This window comes from Pseudomonas sp. RIT411 (genome assembly GCF_003057735.2).
In the GTDB taxonomy this organism is placed as follows: Bacteria; Pseudomonadota; Gammaproteobacteria; order Pseudomonadales; family Pseudomonadaceae; genus Chryseomonas; species Chryseomonas oryzihabitans.
In genome coordinates, this window is record NZ_QBIZ02000020.1 from 20,554 (window position 1) to 33,965 (window position 13,412).

The 13,412-nt window shown below is 61.2% G+C and carries 11 protein-coding genes; 8 read left to right on the forward strand and 3 right to left on the reverse strand.

The window, feature by feature from the left end:
• Window positions 1-27: 27 nt before the first annotated feature.
• From DBY63_RS21135 to DBY63_RS21165, 7 genes are all read left to right on the forward strand, one after another.
• Window positions 28-1,371, forward strand: coding sequence for an MFS transporter (locus DBY63_RS21135; RefSeq protein ID WP_108576284.1), 1,344 nt, complete (start codon window positions 28-30; stop codon window positions 1,369-1,371).
• Between the two features lie 31 nt (window positions 1,372-1,402).
• Window positions 1,403-2,251, forward strand: a complete 849-nt coding sequence (locus tag DBY63_RS21140; RefSeq protein ID WP_108576285.1) for a fumarylacetoacetate hydrolase family protein — start codon at window positions 1,403-1,405, stop codon at window positions 2,249-2,251.
• Between the two features lie 84 nt (window positions 2,252-2,335).
• Window positions 2,336-3,085, forward strand: coding sequence for an IclR family transcriptional regulator C-terminal domain-containing protein (locus DBY63_RS21145; protein ID WP_256594476.1), 750 nt, complete (start codon window positions 2,336-2,338; stop codon window positions 3,083-3,085).
• A 32-nt stretch (window positions 3,086-3,117) separates the two neighbouring features.
• Window positions 3,118-4,764 (forward strand): bifunctional 3-(3-hydroxy-phenyl)propionate/3-hydroxycinnamic acid hydroxylase, encoded by a 1,647-nt coding sequence (locus tag DBY63_RS21150; protein WP_108576287.1) that lies wholly within the window; start codon window positions 3,118-3,120, stop codon window positions 4,762-4,764.
• Between the two features lie 19 nt (window positions 4,765-4,783).
• Window positions 4,784-5,632 carry a VOC family protein gene (locus DBY63_RS21155; RefSeq protein ID WP_108576288.1) on the forward strand — a complete coding sequence of 283 codons (849 nt, stop codon included), beginning with the start codon at window positions 4,784-4,786 and terminating at the stop codon, window positions 5,630-5,632.
• Between the two features lie 22 nt (window positions 5,633-5,654).
• Window positions 5,655-7,127, forward strand: coding sequence for an aldehyde dehydrogenase family protein (locus tag DBY63_RS21160; RefSeq protein ID WP_108576289.1), 1,473 nt, complete (start codon window positions 5,655-5,657; stop codon window positions 7,125-7,127).
• Window positions 7,128-7,192: 65 nt separating this feature from the next.
• Window positions 7,193-8,173 (forward strand): helix-turn-helix domain-containing protein, encoded by a 981-nt coding sequence (locus DBY63_RS21165; protein ID WP_108576295.1) that lies wholly within the window; start codon window positions 7,193-7,195, stop codon window positions 8,171-8,173.
• Between the two features lie 665 nt (window positions 8,174-8,838).
• On the opposite strand, the gene DBY63_RS21170 is transcribed toward DBY63_RS21165, so the two are convergent.
• From DBY63_RS21170 to DBY63_RS21180, 3 genes are all read right to left on the reverse strand, one after another.
• The gene (locus DBY63_RS21170) at window positions 8,839-10,047 is read right to left on the reverse strand and encodes an MFS transporter (protein ID WP_108576290.1); all 1,209 of its coding nucleotides are present in this window, start codon (window positions 10,045-10,047) and stop codon (window positions 8,839-8,841) included.
• A 454-nt stretch (window positions 10,048-10,501) separates the two neighbouring features.
• Window positions 10,502-11,485 (reverse strand): MDR family oxidoreductase, encoded by a 984-nt coding sequence (locus DBY63_RS21175; RefSeq protein WP_108576291.1) that lies wholly within the window; start codon window positions 11,483-11,485, stop codon window positions 10,502-10,504.
• 46 nt (window positions 11,486-11,531) lie between these two features.
• Entirely contained in the window at window positions 11,532-12,164 is a 633-nt protein-coding gene (locus DBY63_RS21180; protein ID WP_177411488.1) for a TetR/AcrR family transcriptional regulator, read from the reverse strand.
• Between the two features lie 149 nt (window positions 12,165-12,313).
• Here DBY63_RS21180 and gcvA point away from each other — a divergent pair, with 149 nt between their 5' ends.
• Window positions 12,314-13,237, forward strand: coding sequence for a transcriptional regulator GcvA (gcvA, locus tag DBY63_RS21185; RefSeq protein WP_108576293.1), 924 nt, complete (start codon window positions 12,314-12,316; stop codon window positions 13,235-13,237).
• Window positions 13,238-13,412 lie beyond the last annotated feature (175 nt).

Genomic DNA, 13,412 nt, shown 5'->3' on the forward strand with positions numbered 1-13,412 from the left:
AAACAAGAAGAATGAGAGGCTCACGTCATGCACGACATTCCTGCGCGCAGCCCATTGGCCAGCGTGATCGACAACCGCGAGATCGGCGCCCGGCAATATGAAGTGCTAGGGCTCTGCTTGCTGGTCGCCGTGCTCGACGGTTTCGATACCCAGCTGATGGGCTTTCTGGTCAAGCCGATGGCCGATAGCCTATCCATAGCGCCGTCCAGCTTCGGACCGGTATTCGCCGCCGCACTCTTTGGCCTGATGGTTGGCGCCCTGGCGCTGGCCCCCCTCGCCGACCTCATCGGCCGTAAAAGGGTGCTTCTCTTATCAGTCCTCATCTTTGGCGCCTTCGCGCTGCTGACGGCCCTAGTCGAGCGCTACGACGATCTCGTCTGGATCCGCTTCATGACCGGTCTCGGCCTAGGTGGCGCCATTCCGAACCTGGTCGCCCTGGCCTCCGAATACATGCCGCGACGCTCCGCGCGAATAGCGGTGACCCTGGTCTTTTGCGGTATGCCGCTCGGCGCCGTAGCGGCGGGCCTCGCGACGCAGTGGCTGCTCGGCCTCTGGAGTTGGCAGGTAATGTTCGTGGTGGGTGGCGTGCTGCCACTGGTGACCGTGGGACTGATCGCCATTCGCTTGCCGGAGTCGATGGAATTTCTGGCACGCTCACCGCAGCGCCGGACAGAACGAGATCGTGTGCTGGGCGCCCTGTTTCCCGCGGTTGATCCCACCGGAACGGATCGGCCCCAGGCGCTTCCGGCGCACCTCCGCCGGATGCCCGTCGGTCAGCTGTTCCGGCAGGGCCTGTGGCGCCGCACGCTCCTGCTCTGGCTGCCCTACGCCATGAACCTGCTGATCCTCTACTCCATCATGAGTTGGATACCGACAGTCCTGGCGACCGTCGCCGCACCGCTGTCGGCTGGTGTCCTGGCCATTGTCCTGTTCAGTCTTGGAGGTGTACTCGGCTCCCTGCTGCAGGGTCACGTCATGAACCGTTATGGCGCCTACCCGGTGTTGCTAGTGGAGTTCGCCGCCTACCTCATTCTAGTCGTGCTGATGAGCGTGCTACCGGTCGAGCTCGACCGTTTCCTGCCCATGATGCTTGTCCTCGGCATCCTCGTGCAGGGCGCCCAGGCCGGCCTCAATGCAGTGGCGGTAGAAATCTACCCGCCGGCCATCCGCTCCACGGGCGTTGGCTGGGCCCTGGGCGTCGGTCGTATCGGTTCGATCCTCGGCCCCATCGCGGGTGGCCTAATGCTCAGTCATGGGTGGTCGTTGCCGCAGATCTTTCTCGCCGCCCTCGTGCCCGGTGCTTTGGCGCTGGGCGCCGTGCTGGCGCTGCTGCTCGCGCCTAAAACTTCCGCCGACAGCGCCGGCGTCTGAGCCCCCTTACCTCGCGCAAAAGGAGTTCACCATGAAAATCGCCAGCTTCACTCACCAGGGCCGCGACTCATACGGCATCGTCTCAGGTGATCATTTGCTCGACCTACACCCGCTGAAAGCCCAGGTCGGCGACGATCTCGCCCAGGCGCTCGCCCGACATTCACTGTCGAAACTGGATGCCGCAATCCTTGCAGAGCTGCCACGCCTGGCTATGACAGAGGTTCGTTTGCTGCCGGTGATCGCCAAGCCGGGCAAGATCCTGTGCATAGGCATCAACTACGCCACCCACGTCCGCGAGACCGGACGGGAAATGCCGACCTACCCGATGATCTTCACCCGCTTCGCCGACAGCCAGACCGCTCATGGCGCTCCCATCCTTCGTCCCAAGGCGTCGCACAAGCTGGACTTCGAAGGTGAACTTGCGGTTGTGATCGGCAAGCGCGCACGTCATGTCACCGAGGCCGACGCTCTGGAGCATGTGGCCGGTTACGCCTGCTACAACGATGGCAGCGTCCGCGACTGGCAAAAGCACACCATCCAATTCATACCAGGCAAGAACTTCCCGCAGACCGGCGCCTTCGGGCCCTGGCTGGTGACCGCTGACGAGATCTCCAATCCGCAGGATCTCACCCTGACCACCCGCCTCAACGGCGAAGTAATGCAGCACACCTGCACCTCGGACATGATCTTCAGCGTCCGTCAGTTGATCGCCTATTGCTCGACCTTCACCGAGCTTTTACCCGGCGACGTCATCGTCTCAGGCACCACCGGCGGTGTCGGCGCCTTTCGCGAGCCGCCGGTGTGGATGAAGCCGGGCGATATCGTAGAGGTGGACATCGAGTCCATCGGTGTGTTGCGCAACCCCATCGCTGACGAGTGACGAGACATGAACGGCCTTTCCAAAGACACCCAGACTAGCCCACGCATCACTCAGGAAGCTCCCAGGGCGTCCAGTCTCGAGCGCATGCTACGGGTACTAGACATCTTCACCGAGACGCACCCAGTCTGGGCGGTGGACGACATGAGCGCGGCGCTGGGATACACCCGCTCCACGGTCTACCGGTATGTACGTGAGCTGGCCGAGGCGGATCTGCTGTTCCAGGTGGAAGCCGGTCGCTACGCCCTGGGAGCACGCATCATCACCTGGGACCACCAGCTGCGTGTAAGTGACCCCCTGGTAAGGGCCGCGCACCAGCTCGAGGCCACCTGGCCTCGCTGGAGCGCTCAACAGGTGTGGCTGGTCTGCCGGCTGTTCAAGGATCAGGTGGTGTGCGTTCACCAGAGTGGCGGTCTCACCGATACGGTCAGCTATGCCAGGGGTACTCCACGCCCGCTGTTCATGGGCGCCACCTCCAAGACCATTCTTGCCCATCTGGGCACCCGCCAGCACAGTCAACTGTTCCTCGAAAATCCCGAGGCGGTACGCCAGAGCAACCTCGGCCAGACCTGGGACGAGTTCCGACGATCACTCCAGGGTATCCGCCGTCAGGGCTACGTGATCACCGCAGCGGAGGTCGACCCTGGCGTGTTCGGCTTAGCGGCGCCTATCTTCGATGGCGAGAACCGTGTCGTGGGGAGCATCTCTTGCGTCCGACCGCTCACCGCGCGCGAGCCGGAGCAGGATCAGCTCCAGGGTCAGCAGCTCGTGGCGCTGGCGGACAACCTCACGCAACTGGCAGCCGCCTTGGCGCAGCAACCTTTCCAAATGGACTGAAAGCTCTCCCTCATCAAACGCAGGGCATAACAATGACAACCCTCAAGCTGCCATCTGGCGTTCTCATCGTGGGCGCCGGGCCGACCGGTCTCACCCTAGCGAATCTACTCGGTCAGGCTGGCATCGCCACCCTGCTGATTGATCGCAAGCCCAGTACCGTGACCGAGCCGCGCGCCGTCTCCATCGACGACGAATCCTTGCGCACCATGCAGGCCATCGATCTGGCCAGCGACGTCCTGCAGGACGTCGTGCCCGGCTATGGTGTTCATTACTTCGACCGTCCAGGCGGGCATTGCTTCGGCAAGGTGGAACCCACCTCCACGCTCTATGGCTTTCCCAAGCGCAACGCCTTTCGCCAGCCGCTGTTCGAGGCCACACTGCTCCGCGGCCTAGACCGCTTCGCCACCGTCGACGTGCGATTCGAGCACGAGCTGTTGAGCTTTGAGCAGAACGACGACTCCGTAGTGGCGCAAATCAAAGACGCCACGGGCGAGGTTCTTACCGTCAGTGCCCGGTATCTGGTGGCCTGCGACGGTGGCCGTAGCCCAGTCCGCAAACAGCTCGGCGTAGCCATGGTCGGCTCGAGCTTCCAGTCACGCTGGTTGGTGATCGATACCGACCAGGACGACGATCCCTTCTGGCAGACGCGCGTCTATTGCGATGCACGGCGTCCCATCGTCGAGGTACCAGGCCCCCACCGGACCCGCCGTTTCGAGCTGATGCTACGTCCCGAGGAGCGCGATGCGGAGATGCTGGATGAGGACAGGTTGCGCGACCTGCTGCGCCCCTTTCGGGGTGACAAGCCAACCTCGGTGGTGCGCAAGACGGTCTACACCTTCCATGCAAGAGTCGCCGAGCGCTGGAGCGTCGGTCGCGTCTTCCTGGCGGGTGACGCCGCGCATCTGACTCCACCCTACGCCGGCCAGGGTATGAACAGCGGCATCCGCGATGCGCACAACCTGGGCTGGAAACTGATCCAGGTGCTGCGCGGGAACCTGCATCCAATGGTGCTCGACACCTACGAGCAGGAACGACGCGATCATGCCTGGGCACTGATCAAGCTGGCGCTTAACTTGGGGGTGGTCATGGCACCTACCAGCGTCCTGCGAGCTAGCCTGATCAGTGGGCTGTTCCGTGCCATCGCTCACCTGCCTCCACTGCGCGATTACTTTCTGCAAATGCGTTTCAAGCCCAAGCCGCGTTTCCTGAAAGGGCTGGTGACCGACAGCCAGATCACCGGGCCGTACCGTACCGGCGAGATGTTTCCGCAACCGACCCTTCAGGATGCCCAGGGCGGGGATCGTCCCCTCGACGACCTGCTGGGCGAGGGTTTTACGCTGATCCAGGGTGGCCGATCGGCCAGCAATGACCTGACGCAGTTGCGGCACCCCCTATGGCGATCACTGGGCGCACGGATGGTGATCCTCGAAGCCGGCCCAGCACCAGGCGGTGTTGAGGAAGCGACCGCGATTCCGGTGCTGTGGGACCGCCAGCAGACCCTGCCGGCGACCTTTTTCGAATCCCGGGCACTGTGGTTGTTGCGCCCGGACCGTTACATCGCCGCGATCTTCGACTGCCACGACGAAATTCACGTCGCCGACTCGCTGCAACGGCTTTTCGCCCCCGCGCCCGTCACCTCGGCCGCGCCGTTGGCCTTGGCTCCCGACGTCATCGGATAACCCCCAGGAGACCATCCTCATGACTACCCTGCAAACCACTACACCCGCACGCCTACTCTACCTGCACATTGGCAGCAAGGAGCCCCAGCGGCAGATCGACTTCTATGAACGCCTGATGGACCTTAGCTGCACCCGCTATCCAGACGGCAGTGCCGTGCTCCTGGGCCCGCAACGCGCCGTTCGCCTAAGTCCGGCAGATAGATCCGGCCTGCTCGCGGCAGCATTCAGCCTCGGCAACACCGAGCAACTCAACCGCCTGCGTGAGCGCTTGGAGCACCAGGGCTGCGCCACCCTGGACACTCAGTCGCCGCTGCTTGCCGACGGCGCCTTCAGCATTCGTGATCCGCAAGGCCGCGAAACCCTTTTCGGCGTACCGAGCGAACTCATCGAAATCTCGCGCGAGGGCATGCCCGGTCGTCTCCAGCATGTGGTGTTTCAGACCACACAGCTGGAGGCGGTCATCGACTTCTACGTCAATACCGTAGGCTTCAGCGTGTCTGACAATGTGGTGGATCCCGAAAGTGGCCAGCTGATGGTTTGCTTCCTGCGGTCGGACGATGAACACCACTCGCTGGCCTTCTTCCGTGGCTCACAGGACGAGTGGGATCACCACTGCTACGAAACCCAAGAGTGGAACGACATCCGTGACTGGGGTGACCGTTTTGCCAAGGAGCACATCACCCTCTTCTTCGGCCCTGGTCGCCACGGTCCCGGCAACAACTTGTTCTTTATGGTCGTCGATGCCGACCGCAATCGGCTCGAATTCTCCGCCGAGCTGCAGACTATTCCCGCCGGGCAGGAGCCAGGTCATTGGCCGCAGTGTGAGCACACCCTCAACTCCTGGGGCCGCGCCTGGATGCGTAGCTAACCTACTTTTTTGGAGAAATCTCATGACCGCTCCCACTCCCTATGCCATCGCCGGCCGTCAGTACATCGCTGGCGCCTGGGTCGACGGCCGCTCCTCACGCACCCTCGATGACCGCGATCCTTTTACCGGCCACCAGCTTCTGAGCATGTCCCTAGGTTCGCGCGAGGATCTGGACCAGGCTTATCAAAGCGCCCAGCGTGCCCAGCCGAGCTGGGCCACCACCTCGCCACAGCAAAAGGCCGAAGGCTTGAATCGCCTTGCGCAGATCTTCGCGCAACGGGCAGAAGAGATCATTGGCTGGCTAATCCGCGAATCCGGAAGTACGCGTATCAAGGCCACCCTCGAATACCAGTCGTCGCTACGCCTGATCCAGGCGTACGCGGACATGCCGTTCGAGGTGGAAGGCCGCATCCTCACCAGCTACAAGCCTGGGCAGCAAAGCTTTGTCTTCCGCGAGCCATTGGGTGTAGTCGGTGTCATAAGTCCCTGGAACTTCCCGCTGTATCTCAGTCTGCGCTCGGTCATTCCGGCTATCGCCTTGGGCAACACTGTGGTACTCAAGCCGGCCAGTGACACCGCAGTGACCGGCGGTCTCCTGATCGCGCATCTTCTCGAAGAAGCGGACATTCCAACCGGGGTGATAAACGTCATCGTCGGTGCGGGATCGGAGATCGGAGACGCCTTCGTCGCCCATCCGGTACCAAGCTTCATCTCATTCACCGGCTCGACCGAAGTCGGACGCAGCGTCGGTCGGCTCGCCTCGGGCGGAAAGCACCTCAAGCGCGTGGCGCTCGAGCTGGGCGGCAACAGCCCCCTGGTGGTGCTTGACGACGCGGATGTCGAAGCGGCTGCCCACGCGGCAGTGGTCGGTCGCTTTCTGCACCAAGGGCAGATATGCATGAGCGTCAATCGTATCGTGGTCGATCGCAAGGTCTATCGAGACTTCGCCGCATTGGTAGCCGAACGGGTACAGGCGCTGCAGGTGGGCGACCCCAATCAAGCCGATACCGTGATAGGTCCGGTAATCAACCAGGCGCAGCTCGACGGACTGCTGAGCAAAATCGCAGACGCCCGCGCGGCCGGGCTGGCGCAATTGGCCGGCGGCGCCCCCAGGGGGCTGGTCCTGCCACCGCACGTTTTCGGTGAAGTGCCCAATACCCAGGAGCTGGCCCAGGAAGAAACTTTCGGTCCGCTGTTGCCGCTCATTGTGGCTGACAACGAAGAGCACGCTCTGTCGCTGGCCAACGCCGGAGAGTATGGCCTTTCCAGTGCCGTCTTCACCCACGACATGGCCCGAGGCCTGGCCTTCTCCCGGCGGATCGTGGCGGGCATGACGCACATCAACGACATCACCGTGGACGATCAGCCCAACGCGCCCTTCGGCGGCGAAAAGAACTCCGGCCTAGGCCGCTTCAACGGCCACTACGCCCTGGACGAATTCACTCGCGCCCACTGGGTGACGTGGCGTGGAGATCGCGCACCTTACCCCTTCTGAAAACGGCAGATCTGCATGAGAATCGACCGGAACCCCACCGGTCGATGACCTACTCGGAGATTGAGATGAGTGCGTTAGCTACCATCCGTACCGATCAGCTCGTTCACCCCGACAAACTGGCCGGTTGGCGCGAAGCCATGAGTCTGCACCTGGGACGAACGCCAGACCATGTGCGCTCCATAGAGAAAACTCGGTTCGTCCCCATCGATGATCGGCCCCTCAATGGCCGCCTGGAATACGGATCGCTAGGCAACCTGCACTTCTGTCGCATGAGCTGCAGTGCCCATCGCTTTTCGCGAGAACTCGAAGGCACTTCCGCGCCTTCCGGCCTGCCCTGGTTACTCGTGCTGCAAATGACCGAAGTGAGCCATTTCGAACAGGCCGGATCTCGCAATACCCTGGCTGCCGGCGAGATGCTGTTGCTGGATTGTAGCCGTCCTTTCAACGTCACCAGCCCGCGGGGTTGCGACTATTTGATGCTGCTGTGCCACGGCCTTGATCGCACGCTGATGGATACACGGGAGCCACGCCTGGATACCCGCACCGGACTGGCAAGCATGGTGCGAAACCTGATAACCGGTGCATACACTCATTATTCACAGCTGAATGAAACCAGTAGCTTCTCGCTCGGCAAGAGCATCGAGGCACTCCTAATTAACGCGATGGAGCAGCAACAGCAGGCAACCCGGATAGCCCGCGATACCCACTACTATCGACGACTGCGTATCTCCGCATTTATCGAAGATCATCTCGCGGAGCGAAATCTGACCCCAAAGCAAATCGCAGAGGCCGTGCAATGCTCTGTCAGAACCCTGCACCGGATCTTTGAAAGCCTCGATGGCATCCGCCTCACCGAGTACATCTGGCAGCGCCGCCTAGCACGTTGCGCTCAGGCACTACGCGACTCAAGCAGTGCTGAGCGTTCCATCACCGAGATAGCCTACGACTGGGGCTTTACCAGCAGCTCCCACTTCAGCACCGCCTTCAAGGCTGCCTATGGTTTATCGCCGCGGCGTTTTCGTGAGGTTGCCGCCCTGTCCGGCTAAGGTCACCCGGTTCGGGCATGCAGTACCGGCGCCTGGACAGCACGCCTATCTCACTTCTGTAGCCCGGTGTTAGGGCCACGTTGATCAGATAACAGACCCAGTCCACGACTTGCGCAGTCATTTTCCCGTGAGCGATTGGAGTAGTGCTCGCCCCTTTCCCTCCTGTTTTTTCTTTCTTTTCCTCGCTTTTCCCTTCTGCCACGCGCGTAGCGCCGGGTGGAGAGGGGTAGATAAGCGAAGCCATAGGCAGGGTTGGGATTTTATATAGTGGTAATTGCAAACCCTTTCAGCGACATCAAACCTCCCGCTGCGATCCATCTGGTGAACTCCCCAATGTCCCATCGGACGTACCCACGGACAGTCTCGTTACCGGCACGCTCCACCAGCAGCCGAATTCCTTCACCCTGCCGAGGACCTGGACGAAGCCTCTGTCCTATCCCCGCGGCCTGGCATAAGGCCCAGGCCGCCGGCATACGCCTACAAAAGCGCAGCCCCACCCCAGGGCTGCACCCTCGGGATGGACGCTGGAAGTTAAGAGCGGTGGATGGCTGTTCGGTCATCGCCCCGTCGGCAGTGATCACGTCCGATGGCTACAACGGTGTACTCTAGCCAGGGCAAGAGCGATCGAGTTTTGCGAACAACTGCAGTATTCAGCTTTCGCCTCCCTAGTTCACGGATACCCTGGGGATCGAGGGCGTAACGGCTTTTTCTCTTACGCCACAATTGACCGCAGCGGCGATCAGGCTGAGGACCACGGCCGCCTTCCAGACCAGATCGTAGCTCCCGGTCATGTCGTAAGCCATGCCACCGGCCCAACCACCTAGGAATGCGCCGATCTGATGGAAAAAATAGACGAGCCCGCCCAGCATGGACAGATTGCGCACGCCAAATACCGAGGCGATGACGCCGTTAGTTAAAGGTACGGTGGACAGCCAAAGGAAGCCCATGGCCATACCGAACAGATAGGCCGTCACATTGCTCACCGGGAAAGAGACGAAGGCGACGATCACCACCGCTCTCAGCAGATAGAGCGCCGTCAGCAGTTTGGGCTTGGAAAGGCGCCCACCGAGCCGACCCGCCGTGTAGGTCCCAAAGATATTGAACAGTCCGATGAGTGCGAGAACAGTGGTTCCCGTTTGGGTGGTGAGTCCCTTATCCATCAGATAGGCGGGCAAATGCACACCGATGAAGACGACCTGGAAGCCACAGACGAAGAAGCCGAAGGTAAGCAGCCAAAATCCAGAGTGAGAACTCGCGGCGCGTAGCGCTTGCGTCATCGTCTGCTCGCCCAGCTGCCGCTCGGTCGGCTTGTCTTTCAGCATGGCGACCAAAGGAATGATAAGCGCTGCAAAAAGCGCCAGAATCAATAGAGCGTTGTCCCAGCCCAAACCCTGTATCAATCCCAGCGAGCCTGGCAGCATCACAAACTGGCCGAAGGAGCCTGCTGCGCTCGCCAGCCCCATTCCTGCACTGCGTTTTTCCGGGGGCAGCGCCCGCGCCACTACGCCCAGGATCACCGAGAAAGAGGTGCCCGAAAGACCGATCCCGATGAATACCCCCGCACTGACCATTAGGGTCGACGGCGAATCGGATAAACTCATCCCGACAAGACCGATGACATAGAGCAGGCCCCCTATGGCGACGACCTTACCCGCGCCATAGCGATCGGCCAGCGCGCCAGCAAAAGGTTGTGCAATCCCCCAGATCAAATTCTGCATCGCGATCGCGAATGAAAAAATCTCCCGCCCCCAGCCGAATTGAGCACTCATGGGCGCAAGAAATAATCCAAAACCGTGCCGAATCCCAAGTGACAGCGTGAGTATTATGGCGCTCCCCAACAACACATACCTGCTATCGCGCCAGACCTGAGCCATTTACATCCCACCTTGTCAATTTCGACATCCGCATACAGAGTGCATACTCAGATCTGAGCATACGAAGTACAGGAAAATATCTAGAAACACAGGGTACAAAGGTGCCATTTCCGACATCTCTTGGCTGCTTTACGCCGTACCCTGCTCACCTTTCTAAAAAACAAAACCGCTCAAAATAACACCCCGAAATTTATTTTTGGACCAATAAAAACAACCCCTCAGGGTTAAATTTATTTATGACTGAAAAACACCCAAGACAAAGTTGTCCCATACTTGGGGCGTTGTAGCGAAGCGGCGTCGCTCGAATAAGGGAGTGCTAAAGAAGATGGGTTTCCTGCAAAAAAAAGATGCCCGTTCGGACTTTCACGTCGAAAACATTACGAGACTTGGCAGCCGTCCACTCCACACCGTAGCGGCGTCCGTGGCGGCTGACCGTCGACACCCAAGCGGAAACTCAGCGGCTCATGTTCACTACCACTCTTCCGCGGACCTTCCCGTTCAACAAATCGTCGGAGATGGACACGGCGTCCTGCAGGGAGATCTCTCGGCTGATCGCAAGCAGCAGGTCGCTGTCGAGTTCTTCGCTCAATCGCCGCCAGGCTTCCACCCGTCGCTCGTAGGGCTGGGTCACGCTGTTGACGCCGAGCAGGCTCACCCCGCGCAAGATGAAGGGCGCGACCGTCATGGGCAGGTCCATTCCCTGCGCCAGGCCACAGGCGGCGACCGCACCTTCGGCGGCAGTTCCCGCGCAGACGTTGGCCAGGGTATGGCTACCGACGGAATCGATGGCCGCGGCCCAGCGCTCCTTGCCAAGCGGTCGACCCGGCGCGCTGAGCTCTGCCCGATCCATCACGGACTCGGCGCCCAGACGCTTGAGGTATTCCCCTTCCTGTTGCTTGCCCGTGACGGCAATCACCGAGTAACCGCGGCGGGCCAGCAGGGAAATGGCAAAGCTACCTACCCCGCCCGTGGCTCCGGTTACCAGCACCTGGCCGCTTTGCGGGGTGAGTCCGTGGCGCTCCAAGGCCATCAGGCAGAGCATCGCGGTATAGCCGGCAGTGCCCACGGCCATTGCCTGGAACTCCGACAGCGCAGGCGGCAGGGGAATCAACCATCCGCCCTTCACCCTCGCCTTCTCCGCCAGGCCACCCCAGTGGTTCTCGCCCACGCCCCAGCCATTGAGCAAGACCCGGTCTCCGGGTTGGTACTGGGGATTCGAGCTGGCCTCGACCACGCCGGCGAAATCGATCCCGGGAACCATGGGGAACTGACGAACGACCGGGCCACGTCCTGTGATGGCCAGGGCATCCTTGTAGTTGAGGGTGCTGTAGAGGACCCGGACTGTCACGTCACCTTCCGGCAGCTGGGTGTCGGCCAGTTTGGCGATACCGACGCGAGGCGCCTCGTCGTGCTTCTCGATAAGCAGGGCTTGGAACATGAATCCTCCTATTTAGACCGATCGTCTACAAATAAACCAAAAGAAATCAGCGCGTGATTCCAGCCAGGTAGCCCGTGATGAAGATGTCCAGCGGCGTGGCATTCTGCGCCAGTCGCGCGCGCAGCACCGCGCCCTCCCAGCCGATCCAGAAAAAGGCCGCCAGGGCGTCACAGTCGGTGTCCGCAGGTAGCGTCCCGTCCTTGACCGCCGCCCTCAGGCACAGCGCCAGGCGCGCCTGCCAATCCAGCAGGACGGCCTCCAACTGGGCGCGAAAACTCTCCGGAAGCACCAGGATCTCCTGACCGAGATTGCCCACCAGGCAACCGCGGCGGAAGCCATGCCTGGTCATGCCCGCCTTGGCGTCCTGGACGAAATTCCACAGCCGCTCGAGCGGAGGGACATCACTCGCCAGAAACCACAGATCGAGCTTCTTGGCGAAATAGGTGGCGTAGCCCTGCAGGACCTCCTGGCCAAAGACTTCCTTGCTCGCGAAGTAGTGATAGAACGAGCCTTTAGGGACCTGGACCTGCTTGAGCACGGCGTCGATGCCCGTCGCCGAAAAGCCCTGTTCGGTGAAGATCGCCATGCCGACGCGAAGCAAGGCTTCGCGGGTATCGGGATGAGTCCGCGCTACCTTGGGAGGGCGGCCACGGCGAGGAGGGGGGCTGAGTGCGGTCATGGCCCTAGTATTTAGACCGACCGTCTCGAAAGTCAAAGATTTCCGTCAGACGATGTGCAACAGTGGCGCGATACCCAAGAGCGACTGGGGCGGAAGCGCCGCGCCTGGCTCGCCGATCGAGCACCAACCGTCACCTCACCGAGTGAGCCATGAAAAAACGCCTTCCCCCGTTGAATTGGCTGCGTGCCTTCGAGGTATCGGCGCGCCACCTGAACTTCACCCACGCCGCCCAGGAGCTGAACCTGACCCAGGCCGCCATCAGCCAGCAGCTCAAGGCGCTGGAGTCGCAACTGGGAGCCGTGCTGTTCAAACGACTACCCCGTGGGTTGGAACTCACCGAGTTGGGAATGGCGTACTTCCCGGTGGTGCGGGAGTCGGTGGAGCGGTTGGCGGCGGCGACCGATGAAATTTTCGGCCAGGGCCACCGAAGCGTGCTGATCGTTCGCAGCAGCCTGGTGTTTTTCACCCACTGGCTGGCGATCCGACTGCCGCGCTTCAAGGCGCTGCACCCGACTATCCAACTGCGCGTGGACAGCAGCATCTGGGTCGAGGACGCCGATTCCGATGCCGACCTGGAGATTCGCTATGGTCAGGGACGTTGGTCCGGTCGCAAGTCCGAACGGCTGACCTGGGACACGCTCCAGCCGGTCTGCGCGCCCACCTTGCCCACGGCCGCGAAGCCGCTGACGAAACCCGAAGAGCTGAAGCACCACGATCTGCTGCACGTGATGGGCTACGAGGAAGGCTGGGGATACTGGCTCAAATGCAAGGGCGCCGAACACCTCGACTCATCCCAGGGTCTGCAGTTCGACACCCTGATTTCAGCGCTGGAAATGGCCGAACTCGGGCAGGGCGTCGCCCTGGCGCGCTCGTCATTGGTCCAGCATCAGCTGGAGTCCGGTCGGCTGATCGCCCCACTGGCCAACGACATCGTGACGCAAGAGGCGTTCTATCTGGTGTATTCCGCCCACAGCCTGATGAATCCCGCTGCGGCAGCCTTCGCGACCTGGATTGCTAAGGAAGCCCTGACGTTCAGGGATGAATTGCTCGGCAGTGGCGAAGCCCCCGATTAGCGATAAGCCAGCCAGCCGATCCATAAAAAAAATGGCCCCCTAGGGCCATTTTTTATTGCTTTCGCCGTGTGCCGATTTTTCTGACAGTACTGCTCAAATCGTCAGCCCAAGACAGCTCGGGCAAATGACCGATTGAAGGTGTTTCTCGACAACAACAATAACCGAGCGCCTCGGG

Excerpts from the sequence above, each read along its gene's own strand:
- DBY63_RS21135 (WP_108576284.1), top strand. The coding sequence starts at position 28 with ATGCACGACATTCCTGCGCGCAGCCCATTGGCCAGCGTGATCGACAAC.
- DBY63_RS21140 (WP_108576285.1), top strand. The coding sequence starts at position 1,403 with ATGAAAATCGCCAGCTTCACTCACCAGGGCCGCGACTCATACGGCATC.
- DBY63_RS21145 (WP_256594476.1), top strand. The coding sequence starts at position 2,336 with ATGCTACGGGTACTAGACATCTTCACCGAGACGCACCCAGTCTGGGCG.
- DBY63_RS21150 (WP_108576287.1), top strand. The coding sequence starts at position 3,118 with ATGACAACCCTCAAGCTGCCATCTGGCGTTCTCATCGTGGGCGCCGGG.
- DBY63_RS21155 (WP_108576288.1), top strand. The coding sequence starts at position 4,784 with ATGACTACCCTGCAAACCACTACACCCGCACGCCTACTCTACCTGCAC.
- DBY63_RS21160 (WP_108576289.1), top strand. The coding sequence starts at position 5,655 with ATGACCGCTCCCACTCCCTATGCCATCGCCGGCCGTCAGTACATCGCT.
- DBY63_RS21165 (WP_108576295.1), top strand. The coding sequence starts at position 7,193 with ATGAGTGCGTTAGCTACCATCCGTACCGATCAGCTCGTTCACCCCGAC.
- DBY63_RS21170 (WP_108576290.1), bottom strand. The coding sequence starts at position 10,047 with ATGGCTCAGGTCTGGCGCGATAGCAGGTATGTGTTGTTGGGGAGCGCC.
- DBY63_RS21175 (WP_108576291.1), bottom strand. The coding sequence starts at position 11,485 with ATGTTCCAAGCCCTGCTTATCGAGAAGCACGACGAGGCGCCTCGCGTC.
- DBY63_RS21180 (WP_177411488.1), bottom strand. The coding sequence starts at position 12,164 with ATGACCGCACTCAGCCCCCCTCCTCGCCGTGGCCGCCCTCCCAAGGTA.
- gcvA (WP_108576293.1), top strand. The coding sequence starts at position 12,314 with ATGAAAAAACGCCTTCCCCCGTTGAATTGGCTGCGTGCCTTCGAGGTA.